The 19,331-nt window shown below is 55.6% G+C and carries 19 protein-coding genes; 3 read left to right on the forward strand and 16 right to left on the reverse strand.

The annotated features are described in order from the left end of the window. Positions 1-5 precede the first annotated feature (5 nt). On the reverse strand, positions 6-974 hold the full coding sequence (locus AACZ17_RS00645; protein WP_290744016.1) for an AEC family transporter: 969 nt from the start codon (positions 972-974) through the stop codon (positions 6-8). Between the two features lie 35 nt (positions 975-1,009). Further along, the gene (locus AACZ17_RS00650) at positions 1,010-2,347 is read right to left on the reverse strand and encodes an aspartate aminotransferase family protein (RefSeq protein WP_290744021.1); all 1,338 of its coding nucleotides are present in this window, start codon (positions 2,345-2,347) and stop codon (positions 1,010-1,012) included. Positions 2,348-2,507: 160 nt separating this feature from the next. Between AACZ17_RS00650 and AACZ17_RS00655 the strand changes: the two genes are divergently transcribed. Continuing rightward, a complete protein-coding gene (locus tag AACZ17_RS00655) occupies positions 2,508-3,188 on the forward strand; it encodes a glutathione S-transferase family protein (protein ID WP_290744028.1) in 681 nt (226 codons plus the stop codon). A gap of 32 nt (positions 3,189-3,220) precedes the next feature. On the opposite strand, the gene AACZ17_RS00660 is transcribed toward AACZ17_RS00655, so the two are convergent. From AACZ17_RS00660 to AACZ17_RS00725, 14 genes are all read right to left on the reverse strand, one after another. Continuing rightward, complete coding sequence (locus tag AACZ17_RS00660; RefSeq protein WP_290744035.1) at positions 3,221-3,676, reverse strand: GNAT family N-acetyltransferase; 456 nt, start codon at positions 3,674-3,676, stop codon at positions 3,221-3,223. 2 nt (positions 3,677-3,678) lie between these two features. Further along, complete coding sequence (locus tag AACZ17_RS00665) at positions 3,679-4,245, reverse strand: GNAT family N-acetyltransferase (protein ID WP_290744042.1); 567 nt, start codon at positions 4,243-4,245, stop codon at positions 3,679-3,681. Between the two features lie 30 nt (positions 4,246-4,275). Further along, the gene (locus AACZ17_RS00670) at positions 4,276-5,706 is read right to left on the reverse strand and encodes an arylsulfatase (protein ID WP_290744048.1); all 1,431 of its coding nucleotides are present in this window, start codon (positions 5,704-5,706) and stop codon (positions 4,276-4,278) included. 105 nt (positions 5,707-5,811) lie between these two features. Beyond that, positions 5,812-6,204 carry a GFA family protein gene (locus AACZ17_RS00675; protein ID WP_290744053.1) on the reverse strand — a complete coding sequence of 131 codons (393 nt, stop codon included), beginning with the start codon at positions 6,202-6,204 and terminating at the stop codon, positions 5,812-5,814. Between the two features lie 110 nt (positions 6,205-6,314). Beyond that, complete coding sequence (locus AACZ17_RS00680; protein WP_290744060.1) at positions 6,315-7,577, reverse strand: TonB family protein; 1,263 nt, start codon at positions 7,575-7,577, stop codon at positions 6,315-6,317. Positions 7,578-9,100: 1,523 nt separating this feature from the next. After that, positions 9,101-9,616, reverse strand: coding sequence for a GNAT family N-acetyltransferase (locus AACZ17_RS00685; RefSeq protein ID WP_290744067.1), 516 nt, complete (start codon positions 9,614-9,616; stop codon positions 9,101-9,103). A gap of 167 nt (positions 9,617-9,783) precedes the next feature. Further along, positions 9,784-11,286: an amidohydrolase family protein gene (locus AACZ17_RS00690; RefSeq protein WP_290744074.1), complete on the reverse strand. Its 1,503-nt coding sequence runs from the start codon at positions 11,284-11,286 to the stop codon at positions 9,784-9,786. A 398-nt stretch (positions 11,287-11,684) separates the two neighbouring features. Next, entirely contained in the window at positions 11,685-12,944 is a 1,260-nt protein-coding gene (locus AACZ17_RS00695; protein WP_290744080.1) for an acetamidase/formamidase family protein, read from the reverse strand. A 335-nt stretch (positions 12,945-13,279) separates the two neighbouring features. Continuing rightward, positions 13,280-13,480, reverse strand: coding sequence for a hypothetical protein (locus AACZ17_RS00700; RefSeq protein ID WP_290744096.1), 201 nt, complete (start codon positions 13,478-13,480; stop codon positions 13,280-13,282). Between the two features lie 116 nt (positions 13,481-13,596). After that, the gene (locus AACZ17_RS00705; protein ID WP_290744109.1) at positions 13,597-14,007 is read right to left on the reverse strand and encodes a type II toxin-antitoxin system RelE/ParE family toxin; all 411 of its coding nucleotides are present in this window, start codon (positions 14,005-14,007) and stop codon (positions 13,597-13,599) included. A gap of 260 nt (positions 14,008-14,267) precedes the next feature. Continuing rightward, a complete protein-coding gene (locus tag AACZ17_RS00710; protein WP_290744115.1) occupies positions 14,268-14,681 on the reverse strand; it encodes a hypothetical protein in 414 nt (137 codons plus the stop codon). A 109-nt stretch (positions 14,682-14,790) separates the two neighbouring features. Then, entirely contained in the window at positions 14,791-15,780 is a 990-nt protein-coding gene (locus AACZ17_RS00715; protein ID WP_290744117.1) for a hypothetical protein, read from the reverse strand. Positions 15,781-15,800: 20 nt separating this feature from the next. Continuing rightward, entirely contained in the window at positions 15,801-16,163 is a 363-nt protein-coding gene (locus AACZ17_RS00720; RefSeq protein ID WP_290744118.1) for a VOC family protein, read from the reverse strand. Positions 16,164-16,278: 115 nt separating this feature from the next. Then, a complete protein-coding gene (locus AACZ17_RS00725) occupies positions 16,279-17,346 on the reverse strand; it encodes a hypothetical protein (protein ID WP_290744120.1) in 1,068 nt (355 codons plus the stop codon). 800 nt (positions 17,347-18,146) lie between these two features. On the opposite strand from AACZ17_RS00725, the gene AACZ17_RS00730 reads away from it, so the two are divergent. After that, positions 18,147-18,734, forward strand: coding sequence for a HupE/UreJ family protein (locus tag AACZ17_RS00730; protein ID WP_290744122.1), 588 nt, complete (start codon positions 18,147-18,149; stop codon positions 18,732-18,734). A gap of 11 nt (positions 18,735-18,745) precedes the next feature. After that, positions 18,746-19,330 (forward strand): HupE/UreJ family protein, encoded by a 585-nt coding sequence (locus AACZ17_RS00735; RefSeq protein WP_290744124.1) that lies wholly within the window; start codon positions 18,746-18,748, stop codon positions 19,328-19,330. The last annotated feature ends 1 nt before the right edge of the window (position 19,331 follow it).

Here is a 19,331-nt window from a genome sequence, read left to right on the forward strand (position 1 = left end):
GCAGGTCAGAGCGGAACCGCTGCCAGGCCGAGCACCACCAACAGGGCAAAACCGGCGGTTACGGTGAGAATGGACAGCAGCGTTGTGAGCACAATCATATTGGATGCCAGAGTGCCATCGCCCCGCGCCGCGACCACCATCACAAAACTCGCCGCGGCCACCGGCGAACTCAGCAGCAGAAACAGCACGCCCAACTGCATGGGCGCCACACCCAGCAGCAGCGCCAACAGCACGCCAAGTGTGGGCCCTACAAGCAGCCGCCAGCCCGCCGCTTCCCAGGTGACTGAACCGGCACTGCGCAGTAGCGAGAGGCGCATGGCAGCGCCGATGCTCACCAGCACCAGCGGCAGGAAACCCTGCGACAACAGCTGACTGACAACGGGCGTAAAGCCCGGCAGTGGTATGCCGGATACGGCATATAACATGCCTGCGCCAATACCCAGCAGCAGCGGGTTGCGAACCAGCCCGTACAGCAGGCCCAGAAACGAGCGGCTACCGCCGTGCGTCACCTGCAGCACCCAGACGGCCAGCGCGTTGTAGAGCGCTGTCATCACGGCGACCGGCAAGGCGGCAAGACTCAAGCCCTGCTCACCGTAGGCTGCATGACAGAGGGCGAAGCCGAGTATCGCCAGGTTGGAGCGAAAGCCGGCCTGCACAAACACACCCAAGACAGGCCGCGCAAAACCCCGCCAGCGCGCATAGAGCCAGCTGAGGCACAGCGTCAGCAGTGTTGCCAGCACACCGGCCAGGAGGTATGTCGCGCCACCCAGCGCCGCGAAATCCACCCCCGCCGCGCTGATAAACAGGAGCACAGGGAGGGCGGCGTTGAAAGCAAATTTCGAGATGGCCTGCACGTGCCGGGGTTGCAACCAGCCCAGTACCCGCAGCGCCAGCCCCAGCATCACCCAGCCGAAGGTTGGCAGGCTCACGGCCGCTGCGGTCAGGGTCAGTTGCAACAGGTTAAGGTCGGGCACGGTAGGCAACAGTCTTTCTCGGGGGCGTACTCCCGCTAAGCCAGTTCGCGCAGGGCGTCGCCGAGGGCTGCCAGCAAACTGTCGATCTGGGCCTCTTCAATCACGAAGGGCAGACCCAATTGCACAGTGTCAGCCCCATAGCGCACATAAAAGCCCTTCTCCCACATACGCATGGCCACTTCAAAGGGACGTCGCGCGGGTTCGCCGGGATAGTGCGCCAGCTGCAGCGCCCCCGCAAAACCGTAGTTGCGTATATCCACCACATGGGGTGCACCCCGCAACTGGTGCAGGGCAGCCTCGAAGTACGGCGCCAGGCGCGCGACCCGCTGCGGCAGTTGCTCCTGCTCCAGAATGTCCAGCGCCGCGAGAGCCGCGGCGCAGGCCACCGGGTGGCCGGAATAGGTGTATCCGTGGGGGAACTCGAGCATGTAGTCGGGCCCGCCCTGTGCCATGAAGGTGTCGTAGATTTCGGCTTTGGCAACCACCGCGCCCATGGGTATGGCGCCGTTCGTAAGCTGCTTGGCCACGTTCATGATGTCGGGGATAACACCAAAGGCGTCGGCACCGGTCATTGCACCACAGCGGCCGAAGCCGGTAATCACCTCATCGAATATCAGCAGAATATCATGCGCCGTGCACAGCTCGCGCAGGCGTTGCAGATAGCCCACGGGGGGTGGAATCACACCCGCAGAACCCGCCATGGGTTCCACGATGACCGCGGCGATATTACTGGCGTCGTGCAGAGCGATCAGCTCCAGCAGTTCGTCCGCACGCGCGGCGCCCTGCGCCGGCATACCGCGGCTGAACAGGGTATCCGGCGACAGGGTATGTGCCAGGTGGTCCGCCTCCACAGCAGGGCCAAACAGTTTGCGGTTGGGCCCGATGCCTCCCACCGAGATGCCGCCAAAGTTGACGCCGTGGTAACCCTTGGCGCGCCCGATCAGCCGGGTCTTCGCGGGCTGCCCCTTCAGCCGCCAGTAGGCGCGGGCCATTTTCAGCGCCGTGTCGGCGGCTTCCGAGCCGGAGTTGGTGAAAAACACATAGTCCAGCCCCGGGGGCGTGAGGGCTTTAACGCGGTTGGCCAATTCGAAGGCCCCGGGGTGCCCGTACTGAAAGGCAGGTGCGTAGTCCAGAGTGAGCAGCTGGCGCTGCACGGCCTCAGCGATCTCCGGACGGTTATGCCCTGCTCCGCAGCACCATAAACCGGACAGCCCATCAAGTACCCGCCGACCGGTGTCATCGATAAAGTGGACGCCTTCCGCCGCCACGATCATGCGCGGGTCGCGCTTGAACTGGCGATTCCCTGTGTAGGGCATCCAGTGCGCTTGCAACTGTTCACGGCTGAGTTTCTGGCGGGCGGCTGTGCCGGTCATGGATAGGTTCCTCGCGATCGCTCCCGCCATTCTAGGCTCAGTTGCGGCCGGTATAAATCTTTATCTGTGCGCCTGGCTCCTTTCTGCCGGGTCACATCTTGCACACTTGCCGGCCAGGCCTCAGGCTGCACCAGCATGCCCACAACCAGCGGAGGCGCCCATGCTGCAACTGTATATCGCCAACAAGAACTACTCCTCCTGGTCGCTGCGGCCGTGGCTGCTTTTGCGCGTACTGGACATCCCTTTCCAGGAACACCTGGTGCCGTTTGGCAGCGGCGATGCGGGCAACGCATTTGCCAGTTTTTCCCCCACCGCCAAGGTGCCCTGCCTGCATGACGGCGACACCGTCGTATGGGACTCGCTGGCGATCACCGAGTATCTCGCGGAACAGGTGCCTGCCGTCTGGCCCGCCGATGGGATTGCCCGCGCCTGGGCACGCTGCGCTGCCGCGGAAATGCATTCAGGATTCCAGGCTCTGCGCGATGTGTGCAGCATGAACTGTGGCATCCGCGTTCAATTACATGACGTACCCGCCCTCCTGCAACGCGACCTTGAGCGCATTGACTCGCTGTGGATGGAGGGGCTTGAGCGCTTCGGCGGCCCGTTTCTCGCCGGATCCGCTTTTTCTGCAGTCGATGCGTTCTACGCGCCCGTGGTTTTCCGACTGCAAACATACCGATTGTCGCTGTCCACGGCCTGCAACGACTACGTCAAACGCGTATTGGCCCTGCCCGGCATGCAGGCGTGGTACGCCGCTGCGTTGGCGGAAACCTGGCGCGACGAGGCCCATGAGCAGGACGCGAAACGCGTGGGCCGGACCCTGGAAGACTTGCGTGCATGATAGCGCCAGACAGGCTCTTTACCGAGCCGCTCTCAAAGACTGAGCTGCATGAACTGGCTGTGGGGGTCATCCTCGTATCCCGCAAAGGGGCCACTGTAGATGAACCCATGACTCTCATACAGCTTTCTCGCGGGCGCGAAGCCGGGCTGGCTGCCGGTCTCCAGACTCAGCAACCGATAGCCTCTGTGTCGCGCAACGGCGATGATGTGCTGCAACAACACCCGCCCGGCACCACGCCTGCGCCTGGCCGAGGGCGTTCGCATCGATTTGATCTCTCCGTGCGTGAGATCGATTTCCTTCAACGCCCCACAACCCATCAAGAGCCCGTTCTCCCAGGCCGTCCAGAACGTGATCCCTGGCTGCTTCAGCCGCTCCAGATCCAGCGCGTGCACGCTCTCTGGCGGGGACCATTCGTGCATGTTGCGCAGATGCTCCTGCAGCAGTTCGATTACTTCACTGGCGGTGAGGTCGTCCTCCCTGATCTGCATGACTATCCCTCGCGCTCGCTGTGAACCAGCTTTTTTTCGAAACAGATAAAAGGACGAGTTCTCCGCGGGAACACCACTTCACCCGCCTCCCGATAGCCGCGCGAGCGATACAGTGAGAGTGCAGCCGCATTGGCTGAGTAGGCATCCAGACGCATAGCATCGTGCTTAAGGGAGCTGGCGTAGCGCTCGGCAAACTCCATAAAACGCCCTGCATAACCCATTCGCCAATAGTCGGGATGCACAACCAGATGGTGCACCACCAGGGCGGACACGCCATGACGCCAATTGCACGACGCATACTCCGGCGGCTGCACAGCATCCAGGCCAGCCCCCACGACGACTTTACCCCCCTGCATACACAGGAACAGAGACCCGTTCTCCACCGCGGCAGAGAGGACTTCCCTGCTCGGGTATTCGTCGTCCCATTGCGCTATACCCAGGCGGTGCATCTCTGAAGTGGCCGCCCGCACGGCATCGAAAACCGCATCGACATGGCGATACGACCCCCGCACCACAGCCAGAGGGGGCGCTGGTGGCACCACATCATCTCCCTTGGCGTTTCTCGCCATGCAGGCTGCCTGAGCTGACGATCATCGGGTCTAGCCCGGGTCGCGCGCTGGTCGATAGGGATCCGGTGTACCCAGCATGATGGGGGGCTCCTTCGCCAGCGTTTGCTGGAAGTCTATAACTTGCGACATTACAACAGGTAGCACCCAGGTGGCGTCAGGTGCAATATTGAAATCTTCCTTCGGGTCCCTGATCACATTATATATGTGTGGAATGTTCAATTTTTGCGGCGCCCCGAACATGCTGTTCAGCTCCACAAAGTGCACTTTCCAGTCGCGCCATTTGTACGCATACAACTCGTCACCGTTGTACACAGGGAAACCTTCACGCACACTCCGACCCTCGGGGGTGAAAAACAGTTCTGACTGGTCCACACCATCTATCAATCTGTCATCAGGAACGCTGTAACCGGCCGCGCGCGCAAAGGTAGGAAGAAGGTCAGTGATATGCACGATATCGTTGCTCACCTTTCCGACGGGAACCCGTGCAGGCCAGCGAATAATAAAAGGGGCCCGCAATGAACCCTCCAGGGCGGTGAAATAGTGGCCTCGCCAGTAGCCCGACGTGCCGTGGTAAGCCGGCACTTCCTCGGGTCCGTTGTCGCTGGCAAATATCACGATGGTGTTGTCACGGATACCCAGCTTTTCCACCGTATCCAGCAGGTCCCCGACATGATGATCCATCTCCACGACACTGTCCGCAAAGTCACCATAGCCGGTAACACCCGCAAAATCCGGATGTGGAAGGGTCGGCAGGTGCACCTGGGTGAGTGGTACAAACGCAAAGAACGGCTGTTCCGACGTGCGCTTTCGTTGCATGAAATCGATCGCCCGCCGTGTCAGCTCGGTATCGATCTCGCGACGGACTGACAGATTGTAGGGCATGACATTTTCAGGGACCTCACCGCGCCTGGCCTGCTGGATAAAGGGCTTGAGACCAACCTCTGCGTCGTACTGGAATTGCGTGCTGTACTGCGCCTCGTCCGTGGTGTTGGCAATCCCGTACCACTCGTCGAAGCCCTGGTCAGTAGGAAAGCGCCCCACAGTATCCCCGAGGTGCCACTTGCCAAACATGCCCGTGGCGTACCCCTGCTCCGAGAGCAGCTCAGCCAGGGTTTTTTCCCATTGCGTCAGACCGTACAGCATGCCCCAGACCACTTTCGTGGTGCCAGAGCGAATCGGATGACGACCAGTCATCAGCGCGGAGCGGCTGGGCGTGCACTGCGGCTCCACATTGAAGTTTGTCAGGCGCATTCCCTCCGCCGCGAGGTGGTCGATGTGCGGCGTGGGCGCGCCTCGAAGCGCTCCACCACCATAGACACCCAGCTCACCGTAGCCAAGATTGTCCACCATGATGAGAAGAATGTTGGGCTTCTCGGCTGCTGCCCAAACGGGCGCGCCGCGGAAACCCACAGTGACTGCCATACACAGAAGCAGCCCGAATCCAAGCCTCGTCCCTTTCATTTCAACTCTCCCATCCATCCGTCATGCTACGGAAACCCAGATTCGCGCCCCTCCAGAGACGAACGCAGCACACTATCCCGCCTCCGCCATCGTGGAGACCGAATGTTACTCAGGCAGCTCATCGTACTTCGGCAAATTATCCTGCCAATGATGCCAGGGGGCCTTGGATGCGACATACACATGAAAATCCGGCTCCTTCGTCGGCAGGTCATCCAGCAGGCCCAGACGAATATTGGTGGTATCCCAGTCGACTTTTTCGTTCAACAGGCAGGAACCGCAACGGCTGCAGAAGGCGACGTGGGAACCGGGATACTTGACGTAGTAACTCATCAACTCCCTACCCTGCACAACGGTTAGCTGCTCTTTTTTCAAGCCGCCGAATACCGAGTTGGCCGAGCCGGAAAACTTCTGGCATTCACTGCAGTGGCAGTAGCCGGCGTACACGAAATCACCCTCAATCTCGAACCTGATACCACCACACAAGCAACTTGCCCTCATGGCTTATGCCTCATCGAAGTGTTTCTGCAATTTTTCCTCGGTGCGGCGACCGAGGTGATTGATCACGAAGGTATTGCCTTATGCCGCAGTGGCACCACCCAAAAAAGCACCTAATCAGCGGGGGGGTCCAATTTGAATGTGAACTTGTTCTGAACCCCATGCCTTTCAACCGCTACACCATCTTCCAGTGTCGGCGCATAGTGGAAGTTTTCCGTGGCCGCGATGGACGCTTCATCGAAAAGCCCTTGGGGGACAGACTCAATCACTCGAATATTCATTGGACGCCCGTCGACGCCAATACAGTACGCCACGATCACATAGCCTTCAATGCCGAAGGCCTGCGCCGCGAGCGGATACGTGGGGGCAAATTTCGCCACACCCTGAGTGTCCAGAAGCTTCTGTATTTCGTCCTCCGAGGGATCAGGAACTTGGACCTGGGCCTTGAACTCGGCGAAAACATTTTTTGCCTCTTCACCGCCGAGCTCGGCCGACCTTGAAAGGTACATAAACGCCGTGTCTTGGTCGATTTCCGTCCCTTGACCACGCTGGTACATTTGGAACAGAACGAACGAGGCGTAGGGCATCCCTCGATTGGCCGCCAGGGTAAACCAGTACAAGGCATCGCGATAACTCTGCGGCACGCCAGCCCCGTTGTAATACAGGGCGCCTAGTATCGATTGCCCATAGGGGTTGTCCAGTTCTGCTGACTGGGTGCACCATTTGACGGCGAGCGCCTGGTCATCGGGATACCCGTGCATGCCATAGCGGTAGCCTTCACATCGCTTGTTCACTTCCGCAATCTCGGCGTGACTCATCGCCTCTCGGGGAAGCTCTGACAGGTCTGTTTCCGCCATTTCGGGGAACGGTTCATCAGATGGCGGACGACCAGGGAACCTGCGCCCTGCATCATTCTCCGGGCGCGGTTCCTGCAGCGGCGACGCAGCGACCTCATCGATCATTGCGTACAGTTCACCCATGTTGTCCTGCAGGTGGGCTGATCCAAGTTCCGCGCTCTTTGCCATGAGCATCGGCATCGTGGCAATCACCTTCCGACCCACTTCCGTCTGGTAGAAGTGACGAATCTCCCTGAGCTCAGCGGCGGTAAAGGCTTCGGCATAAAGTCTCAGAATATCGGGTTTCAGTGCCTCGAAACTCATGTGCTCGCCGTAGAACTTAAGCAAAACATGTCTATACGGCACCATGGCTGGATATTGTTGCAGCTGGACCTCCAGCATCTGAGACATGGTTGGCTCAAAGCCCTGCTCCAAACCCATTACCCTGATCAGTTCAGCAGCCTCGCTCACCGCGTCTGAGTCAGCAGAAGCGGCTGAGCTCATGTACAACAGCGCTGCGAAACTGATGATTTTCAACATTGGCATTACCGCTCCGGTAGTGGGAAAACCCTGTGGATAGCACACCTGTTCGCGGCGCACAAACACACGGTGAGTTGCCCTGCGCTTCACCTGCAACTCCACTCAGTCGGGCATCTATCTTCCACGTCAGACAAGCTACCGCATACGGTGAAAAACTCAGGAAAACATATCGTGCGAATAAAGAGGCTACTGTGGCGCGACAAGCCACCGACGACGCAGGTTGCGCACCAAGCCCCCTAAAACCAATAGTCAGCCACGCAACGACCATCTCGAGGCAGGTCTTGAAATGCACTCAAGCCATCGAAACGATCTATAGGAATATCGGCCACATCATGTGGCTCCGCGAGACGTAGATTTACCGCGATGCGGCGACGCCCTTCCGAATCCTTTCGCTGAGCACGCCAGCACACTACGCAACCGCAGACTAGACAGAAGTGAAACTCGATCGAATCGCCCCGGATATAAACCTGCGTACTCCCCCTGACCCTGATACCTTCATCTTCGAAATCATAGGCCCACAAGACACCGTACCGTCTGCACACCGTGCAGTTGCAAATAGTCGCATCATCTGGCTTACCCTCAAATTGCCAGCCCGTGGCACCACAATGACAACTCCCTCGGATCATTTCAGCTCCCAACTATTACGCCAGCCACATTCTGCAGCTTGGCACCTTGAACGGCGCCAACTGAACGTTGTGCCCAACATGGACTGGTTATCCGCTGCTCCGACTGTCAGCGTATTTCGGTAGCGAATCATCTACCCTATGCCATTCCACTTTTTGACTTGTGTAGATGTGGTATCGCGGTACGACTAAATTGGGATTGTCGAGGCTCGAAACGCTTACCGTTAGGTAGTCTGCGTATTCCAGATGACGATACGTGAGAGAGGTACCACAGTCCGAACAGAAGCCCCGTCGGATTTTCTCGGATGACCTGTACTCTTTCGGTTCGCCTCGAGTCCATTCAATCTGCTCAACCTTATAATCCATCCACACGCCAAACGGCGCGCCGATTGTTCGACGACAGTCCGAGCAATGACAGTAGTCCGAATCGAATGGCATCGCTGAGAGCGAGTACCTGATGGCCCCACAATGACACCCGCCAGTGAACATTTCTCCGCTCTCCTAAAAAACGCGTAACGCTTCAAGCTGAACAGCCACAGCTGACTGGTCTATATGACCGCACCGAGGAAAAGAAGGCAAACTTTCTTCGCACTACAGACCGCTACGATCGAATCGACACCCCTTGGGACATAGGTTGGCTTACAGGACCCCGTAACCGCACCAACTTTCAGAACCGAAGTCGTAACGTTCCATGCGGCAAGGAGATGCCGGCCGATGCCATCGTCCGGTTGACGGCGGGAATGGTAACCCCGCCAACCTTGCACTAACGTTCGGAAGATACGAGCACCGACCGATAGCACTTAAGAGCCCTGGCGAGCACTTTGGCGCGCTCTACTCCAGGATCTATTCACCCCCGTTCAATGACAGAAATTGTTGATCCCGCCCCACTGGAACGCGTCGTTAAGTGGCCGCAACCACATATCTTCGAAAAATTTCTGCTGGTTCCCCATCCTCGACTTCCGAATCCAACACTCCACCATTGCTGATGATCATTCGAGTCGACGCCTCATTGGCTTTGTGGCAATGGATATGAAGCTCTCCGATCCCCCGCTTTCGCGCCTCTTGGATTGTGAGGGCCATCAGGACATTGCCTAGACCCCTGCCTCGATACGACGGCCGAATGCCCAATCCTATGTGGCCACCACAATGCCTGATTCTTTCATTCAGATAGTGGCGCAGGTTCGAGACGCCGATGATCTCGCCGCCCTCAACGAGCCAGAACGTTGAACTCGGGACAAATCCCTCAGGAATGTTGATCCCCTTAGTGAAATCATCAAGACGACGCAGGAGCGCCGCGAAGTCGTTGTGCTCGAAATCCAATGGGAACGGGTAGCGTTCCTCATCGCCCAGTTCGACGATGTATGCGCCGTAGCTTTGCTCGTACTCAGGGTTTGGAAGAATCAGTGCGACTGCCATACGGACACCTAACGCCTGACGCAGCGGCGGCCAAACCGGGCAACGGTTTCGCCGTCCGGCTCACCAGCGGTGCACTGCCGCTTCTTGTTATATGTGCGGGTCACGTTTAGAAACACTCCTAATTGTAATGACTAACGATGTGTTGGACGGCACCAACACGTCAATGTCTAATCTGCGAGCTGAACACGTAGCAAGGGACTCCGCACGGCAGCCCAAAGTATGTGCAGATTTGTGCGCCAGCTCCCGGCTTGTTGCTCGGCATACTCAAGAAGGCGATCCAGGGCCGAGCGCTCATAGTACTGCCCATTGAAAAACAAGCCTTCGATTTTCTGAGTGCTGCGAATGTCGCGCGTTGGATCGGCATTAAGAAGGAGCATGTCGGCAGCCTTGCCTTCTTCGATCGATCCGAATTCATCTTCGACGCCGCTGAAGGTGGCAGCGTTGATAGTCGCCGTTCTCAAGGCATCTATTGGGGACAGGCCAGCAGCGACCAGTTCCACCAATTCCTCATGCACGCTGAATCCGGGAAATATGTACGTATCGAACACATCCGTTCCGGCGAGCAGATTTGCTCCCGCTGCGTGTGCCTGCCCCACATGTTGCTGTGCGAGGCGATACATCTCCGCATTGACATTGCGACCAGAAGCATCACTGCCACTATCCCGCGCCCTATCTGCGTCGGGTTCCCACATGAGCTGCAAGAACAGGTCGGGAATGTACTTCAATCGCGGGTCCGTGCGAAAACTGGAGTCACCCGCCATAGCGCCCATCCGCAAGGTCAGCAGTGTTGGTGTCCACCAGGTATTTGACTCGGCAAATTGTTGCATCAATAGCCGGCAACGCTCGGAGTCGTGTTCGTCAACCAAACGTGCTCGTAGAACTGGGGTATACGCGCCCAATGGGTCATTGAGTGCCCTGAACTCATCGGCGCCTCGATAGCACTCGAAAAGAAAAAGGCGTGCGTGTTCAACGCTGCGCTGGTCGGCTGCCAATACGTCCGCCAGTGAGACCTTGAGTGGGCGATGCCCTTCCAGCGACAGACCTCTAGCCCGCGCTTCGTCCGCCAGCGCGAAATAGGCTGCGGGAGAAATTTCCGAGTAGACCTTTAGTATGTCGGCGCCTGCGTCGGCAAAGAACGCGACCAACTGCCGAGCCTCCAATGGGTTGCGTGCCTTGAAATAGTCCGGGAATCCTTTGGGCACCTCACTGCCACCGTTGATCTGGAAGCTGCTCTGTCCGACGTAGCGCGGAGACAATCCGGCCTGATTGGCAGTGGCCTCATTCCAAGCTTGGCGATCCTCAATGCATGCAAAAAAAGGGTCCGGCTTGTTCATGCATCCCCACAGGTCGCGAACGCCAGTGATGCCATTGGCGATCAACAAGGGATGTTGATGCACCGGAGCAAGTTTTGTGGAATGTGTATGCATATCCCACAGGCTGGGAATCAAGAACTTTCCAGTCCCATCCACAACACGCGTGGCACCGTCCAGATCGATGGAACCAGTCGCGCTTATCGATGCTATCTTCCCATCAACGACCAAGACGCTCTGGAGCGAGGTCACAAGCCCCGATTCAACATCCACAATAGACACATCCCGGATCAAGAACGAACCCGATATTCCGTCCTGCGGCGCTTCCGGTAGGGGCCACGCCAGCAACGCGATGACCAACAGCGCCCCAGCGACCAAGACAATCGCAGCTTTCTGAAAAACCCTAAAACACATAGGTGTTCGCTATATTATGTTTCCGTTTACTTCGAATAACGTCATCGTTTTTTGATTGTCAATCTCTAAATCAGGAGCATGGAACAAAACCGTCCTGCAGACAATTCCACGCGGGGAGCGTCGAAAGTGGGCCTTTGCCGCCCAACGCCAACATCCAGCTCCGATTGAGGCTGACGAGGTTCTGGCGATAGCCAGGACACCGGCAGGGTCACTTGTCAGCCGCAATGACTTGTTATGGGGCACTGTGCCGCAAACCTTCTATCTGAGCGCACCCGCTTCACCAAAAGCAACTCAAACGTCGGCTATCCGCCAACGGCGGCCGCTCGAACCATCAGCAAATTGCACTAGTCGCGCCCGACAAAAATGTCCAACGGCAGCACGGCAGTCACACCAACGTTTGGGACATCCACAAGTTGCGCGATCCGCATATCAACGGCAACACTTGCGATAATATAAGCCTGAGCTCGATCATAACCATATTCCGACACGATGTAGTCAATCATGGCGGCCAGAGCGTTCCGAGCCGCAAGATTGATGCTGCCGGACAGATTGGTTAGACCCGCAATTTTCGGGGAGTCCAGATAGGCGAGATATGATGGAACGACGCCTGCGTCTTTCACCGGGATACCGGTAACGGCGTAGAATCGATTCGACGGAATTGTCAGCACCGACGCGGGACCCTCGTAGTGAGGGCCATGAAACAGATTCGGCGGGTTTTCGGCTATGCGAGCGGTGACAGTCATACTACCGCCCATCTCGATCGCTGTTCCGGCGACTTCTCCATCGCCCTGCGCATAATGAAAATCGCCAACCGCGAGCCCGCAACCATCAACCGGGCATGGCAGATAAACGGTGGTGCCAGTCGTGATGTAGCGGATGTCCATGTTCCCGCCGTGCTCTCGCGGTGGAACCGTTCGCAGGCACTCAGACGATTTACTTGACCCAATTCCACACAACGATGCAGGCTTGGCCTCGTCAGGGTCCGGGTTGAATACGGTGCCGCCCAATTCGAGCAGTTGTGTTTCGCGTGCGAGCACGACCGCGAGTAATTCCTTGTCTGGCAGAGTCGTCACGACACCTGGAAAACTGCGGTTTGGAATACGCACACCTGGCAGAGCGTCGCTAACCGCATAGTCTTCGCTTAAACGCCAGACTACAAAGAGCTCGTCGGTTCCAAATTGGTCGGCGGCAAAACCCAATGGCCCGGCTTGAGTCCAGCCGACCTTGGCAGGCTCGAGACTTTCGATGGTTACGGCCAACACGTCGCCCGCTTTGGCTCCTTTGATAGCGACCGGTCCAGTCAATGCATGGACGATTCCGACACCTTTCCGGGGATTGGCCTTCGCGCTTGAAAACTTGTCCGGGTCGAGAGTCAAATCGAAAGCATCACGACTGTTAAAAACGATGCGTTGGCCGGGTGCTGCTTCCGCAATCATTGGAATATCGGGGTGAAAGCGGTTCATACAGGCCGGATCTTCGGCGCAGCTAACACTCAGGTCACCAACTACAATTTCCGGTGCAGCGATTTCGGCGGCAGCGCTTGCAGGCATGAGCGAAATCAACAGCGCCCCAATAAAAAGACTGGCGGGAAAACTGAATTTCATACGCGCGCTCCTTGACTGACGAAGTCTAGGAGCATAAGCCTTAGCCCCGCTGAAGTCACTCTAACTTCATTTACTCCCTCGGCGAACAGCGACAATGGTTGGTGGCGTATTTGAACGCCCATGGTAACGGGCGTTCAACATGGAGCGACAGCTTGCGCAAAAATGCCGAAGGCATGCGCGCGGTGCCGCGGAGTGTTGAACGTCCCAGTAAGCCAAAGGCGAACGAGTTGACCTACTTGTTATGTTTTTCGCCTTCACCATGATTTCTGATACCGGTTTTTTTGTAGCGGATGATGCTGGAAAGCGCATGCTTGATAAATGGATACTCGAAGCCTTTAGGAAAGAAAACCTGATTCCGACATTAAGGCAAGTGCAATCCCAAGCACGAGAATACCCCCGATAATAGAAAACCCTAAGGGAATGCCGTAGTACCAGCAAACAACTGCGCCAGCCCCAGTGCCTACACCGAAAGCAATCACGAATTTGACGATTGCGCCAATGCCTTCCCTTAGCAGATCTTTAAGAAATTCAAGCATTATTTACTCAATATTCTCTCATTTCGATAGGCTGTTTTTACTTATAACGCCGCAAACAGCGACGAGCGCACGTGAGTCCGGCGGCTTTAGCCGCGAACTGCTTTGACTTGTTATGTTTAAGACTCACGAGATACCCAATAGTCAGGACGGCGGTGAAGATGAGCAATTGCCACGATAACAATTTCATCTTGCTCCGGACTATAGTGATAGATGATACCGTACGGGAATTTGGCGATTAGACATCGCCGTGTCCCTGGACTGAACTGTTGGTAAGCAATCGGAAACTGTTGTATACGAGAAATAGAACGGAGAACCTCACTACGAAATCTGCCTCCAAGACCGATTTGTTCTGACTCGTAGTAGGTCACCGCCTCTTCAAACTCGAGCTGAGCGAGCTTGAGAAGTTTTATCTCCACCTCAGGATGTCTTAAAGACGTCAGCGAGGGGAACGGCGGGTTCTCGGCCGCTTCTATAGGCAGACAACCTTGATTCGGCTTCTGACGCCCAAATAGCATCAAGCTCAGCATCAGGCTTATCCAGGCTCAAAAGGATCTGCTCAGCAACCACTGCCCGCTCCAGAGCGGGAAGCTCAAGTGCCTGATCTATAAGAACATTCGCAGCATCTGACATATGCCCTTCCTCGTCAACTAAGACTCACAAGCCATGGTAGCTCTGTGAGTTTCCCGAGTAAACATAACGCCTTGCGCATCGGCACGAAAACCGTGTAGCGGTTTGCGTGTCCGGCCCCGCCATGGGCAGACTGCCGCAACTTGTTATGGTTCCGAGGCTAGACATTTATGACTCTCTGATAGAGAAACACAATTGCCTTGCCTTCCCTGAAAAGAACATATCCAGCTCGCTCTGTACTTTCTCCCACTTCTCTAAATGGTAGAAGCTTATCTCCTTCCTTCCAATTCCCCAGCAAGCACGAATAGCTGCTGCTTTCTTCCCCGTTCAGATATCCCATAGCCGCAGATAGGTAAGCTGATTCTTCTCCGGGTAACGGCTTTACGTCGGAGAGATACAGCATGTCTTGCGCACTCTCTTCCAGCGCTCGCCTCGTTAGTTCCATAGGTGAAATTGGCTCGTCGTAGTCAATCTCCCCGATTCCGCCCAATTCGAGTGTATTCAGATGAGCGCCACTACAGTTTTGGGGATCTCCTATTGCGTGATTTGAAATCAAACCGATGAGTAAAACCATGAGTGGAATGCGACGAAGGTGGGCCATATGATTAGGAACCATAACGCCGTGCTCTGGGGCAAACTGGAGCGCAGCGTAAGTTTGTCACTAGCAGCACCTTGTTAAGCATTTACTTACTCTCCGCCTCAAGCTTTTCAACTTTTTCTCTAAAAGCGCTCGATAAAAACGAAAATGCCTTCTGGCGGAGGCCGCCAAACTCTTTATTTACGATTTCTTCACCGTCAACAATTTGAGCGATTCGAGGCTTTTCTAGTTTTGGAAAAGTAACCCCCATCGTTTCACACTCGCCGGTGCCATTCCTCGTAATTTGGTAAAATTCCTTCGTTTTGAAATTTAGGTTTAAGGCAGTAACTCTACATCCGCTGCCAGGATCACTTGGCACTGCATCTACAATATCATCAGACCAATTTGTAATATCGTAATACTGAGGAGTATCTTGCATTACGTTAAATGTCTGGCTCCACGAGTCATCTTTTGGAAATACTAGGTATAGTTGATTTAGCTCGCAGTATTTGTCTGCCTTGTAGCACTTAAGCTGAACATGGTTAACTGGCCAAGCAATTCGTTCATCGTGAATCATCATTGTTCCGCTAACGGTTGCATAGCTATCAGTTTTTCTACTGCTATAATCGGAAGGAAATGAAACTCTTGATAATTTCTGAAAATCTGAGCGTTTCTCCAGATTGTATATCTGCCAAACAGTTAAAACTCCTGTAGCTTTATCGCCCAAGTCCTTCTGGAATGACTTCACAGCTCCTTCATAATCACTTACACCTGCGTACATCAAAGTATTCAACTGCATTGCAAACAATAAATCAGCTCCTTTTGAAAGTCCGTTTCTTGCGGCAAAAGAATACATCATAGGAACTGAGCTACTACGCTCCTCTTCAGGTAAGTCAGCCAATTGCTGTGGTGTGTAATTTCGGTATTTCTCGACAGCAGCATCATCTGCGATAGCCACACAGGCTGAAGAAATAACAGCCATCGCTAAAATGATTCTGGATAAATGCACTGATTGCTCCTTATGCTTAACGCCGGCGTTCAGCTGCACTTGAGGCTGACGGGGCTCTGCCGCCAGGCAGAGGTCCGGCAGGGTCAAGTGTCAGCTGCAATGACTGGTTAGGCTGCAGCATTGGCACTCACCATCACGTAGTAGCCGTCAGGATCACGCAGCGCAAACTCCTGCGTTTCAGTCCCAGGATTCATATGCGGTTCCTCTTCCAGACTCTCGACTAGGCTTCTCGCACGGTCGAGTGACGCGTCAAAGTCATCGACACGGAAGAATAGCAGCAGGCCATTGCCAGGCTTGGCGGTGTCCGGACTAGCAAGCGGCGGATGCTCGTGGTCGCCCCACCGATGGAGGCATAGCAGCACTGTCCCGTCTGAGTCGACGATCTGACCGAAGTAGTCGTGGGCAGGGCTGGACTGAGGCAGGCCGAGTAGGGACTGATACCAGGTGAAGCTGCGTGCGACATCCAACACGCCGACGATTGTCCATAAACGCCTCACCGACCTCGCCCCTGCTGCCTAACGCTCGCATTTGCGGATGGATTGTAGCGCAGCGGAAAGCCAGTCCGCCAACATGCACTTGTTAGGCTTATTCACTTAGCCTCCGAATCAATGTCCTAACCCAAGACATAGCATTTTCTATTGCCCAATCGGTTTGTGGAATTGACAAAGAAGGCATAGGTTCGCTACCAGGGCCATGCCCTAGAGAGTTCCTAACCTTTCGAAAATAATCTTTTAAGATATCGGCCTCCCAAGGATCAATATATCTACCGTTCTTTTTGCTCACTAGGTTATCTATATAGTTTGAAGCTCCGTTCTCACTCCCTGTGGACCAGCCTTTCTGATCTGAAACTATTTTTATTGCACTTTCTAGCGCTTTTGCTGCGAACAATGCTGGATCTTTATCGTTTGAGTCTCTTCGATCTAAGGCCTCTTTCATGTCAATGTCGACATTTTTCCATAAAGGATCTGCCACTAACTCCCAAAATGGCTTTGCTATATTGTTTTCGATAATTTCGTCTGTAGAAACTTGTATAAAACCATTGTGCAACGTCAAAGGCGCCCTAGCTCTTCGAAACCGTTCATTAACTTCTTCTACTAGAAGAGAGTAGGATTCGTTCTGAGTTTTATTCCAAGCTTTAACCCCGTCTACAGCGCTCCCCGGCACTCTCATGCCACGTTTTGGTATTGCATCTCTCAGCTTTGCTTCTAGAATTGCTTCCGGAAGATTTTCGTTAATTTTTTCAATTTCCTCATAGCGCCAACGCATCGCAAGCTCAATAAAACTGATTCTCTCTTTGATAAATCTATCTGGATCATGGTGATCGCTAGGACAGTCCGATTTTACGAATTTCTCGCATGCATAGTCCCAACCAAAGAAACCGCTGACAGGTATAGATTGGCCTAGAGCGTTTTGATTTGTGTACGAGTAGTATCTTGTAAAAAGCTCATCAACACCTAGCTCTCTAGATAGCCTGTCGTGAAGTGTTTTCCATTTCACTTCATTCGCTTCGATCTTTTTCCCATTCGAGTCATAGTACGGAATTGCTTCTTTTACGATTCCAAATAGTTGATTTAGTAAGCGCTTTTCTAGCTCGCCAAATCCTTTCCATATTGGAAAGTCTATATATCTATATGAAAAAATATCGGTAAGCATAATTCCTTCTTCTTACTGGTGCTCTGGCAATCACAGGAGCCTAACGCTGCCAGCAGCGGCCGAAAAGCCGTGCAGCGGGTTTGAGGTCCAGCGACCAACGGGAGCAATGCTGACTGGCCTTGTTATAAGCATTTGATATCACATCAAATCTCGCTCTTATGTTTTTTGCTATTTTTACGTGCTACCCAGAGATAGATAACCATCACGAGGCTGACCAACAAACACAATGTAGAAATTTTAAAAACAAGCTGTATGCCAGTATTAGGGCAGCCCCACATACAGGTAAACAATAAACCTGTAACCGAAAGAGCCAGAATCAAAATGTTTACTACTACAGCAAAAAAGTACTTCATCGCTCACCCGAGCTTATAACAGCGTATTAGCAAGACCAAGCCGACTAACTCCCGGCTTGCTAATTCCAGAATTGAACGGCCCATTCCCACGTAAAACTCCAGCATTTCATCCACATAGAACCCCAGATCCCCAGCCGCCCGGAGTTAGCGCGCCCAAACCATTCCGCCCCACCATCATATCCACCGCCAAAACCCTTAACGGTTTCAAGGCGTTACAGCCTCTCGGCCTCAATCCAGCCCCGGGCCGCTGAAAAGCCACGTTAATGCTTATACCACGCACACTTGAGCAACCAAAACACGCCGTGCGCCCGGTCAGGCCACCACTCACTGGAGGGTCATACCGGGTGCAGATTCAGCGCATCCTTATTCGCTCTTGGCGCTCGGCAGAGCATTCATCTTCAAGGCCAGACAAGCTATCCTGCCATGCAAAATTTCAGGAGAAATATCATGCAGGTAGGCAAACTAATCTGGGGCGCCGCTCTTGGCGTGTTACTTGCCAGCAACGCGCAGGCGCATTCGGCGGCCGATATTGGAGGCGGGTTTGTGAGTGGCCTGCTGCACCCGGTGCTGGGTTGGGACCACGTGGCGGCGATGGTCGCGGTTGGGCTTTGGGGCGCCTTTCTGGGCTCGCCGGCAGTGTGGTTGCTGCCGGTGGTGTTCCCCCTGGTGATGGCCGTTGGCGGTGCGCTGGGGCTCGCCGGGGTAGACCTGCCCGGTGTGGAAATCGGCATCGCGGCATCGGCTCTGGTGCTGGGGGCCATGATCCTGCTCGCCGCCCGCCCGCCGCTGTGGATCGCCGGCCTGCTGGTCGCCAGTTTTGCTATCTTCCATGGCCACGCCCACGGGACGGAGTTGCCCGATGCGGCGAGCCCGCTGGCCTACAGTCTGGGATTTGTGATCGCCACCGGTCTGCTGCACCTGTCAGGCATAAGCTTCGGGCTGCTGGTGCGCTGGCCGCTGGGCCGCAGCGCGGTGCGTGCCGCCGGTGCGGTGATCGCGCTGGCCGGAGGCTTGTTCCTCTGGCAGGCCGTTTGAATCCGTTATCTTTGTCCCGTCTGGCAGGGGCGCTCGCCCTGTGCTGCGCAGCGTTTCCCGCCTGGTCACATGCGCCCATGCAGGGCGTTGGCGACTTCTATGGCGGCATACTGCACCCGCTGGTGGTGCCAGCCCATGTGCTTTCCCTCGTGATGCTGGGCCTGCTGGCCGGCCAGCGGGGAATGGCAGCGGTGCGCAGGACATATCTGGGCTTCCTGCCGGCACTGGTAGCGGGGCTGGCGCTCTCGGGCGCAGGGGTAGCCGAGGATCCGGAGCCGCTGTTGTTACTGGCCTCGGCCCTGATGGGTCTACTGGTGGTGTTACAGTGGCGTCTGCCCCCTGGCCTGTTTCCCCTCATAGGCGCTACCGTGGCACTGCTGCTGGGGTTGGACTCCGCGCCGGAGGGGCTGGCGCCGGCCCCCTACGTGGCAACTCTGGCGGGGACGGCTCTGGGTGCCTTTGCCTGCCTGTTGCTGGTAGCGGATCTCAGTGAGCGCGCCTCGCCGGGTTGGCAGCGTATCGGGTTGCGGGTGCTGGGATCCTGGGGAGCCGCCAGCGCGACGCTGGTCTACGCGATGCGCTGGCTGGTGCCCTGAG

It is taken from the genome of uncultured Haliea sp., from assembly GCF_963973825.1.
GTDB lineage: Bacteria > Pseudomonadota > Gammaproteobacteria > Pseudomonadales > Halieaceae > Haliea.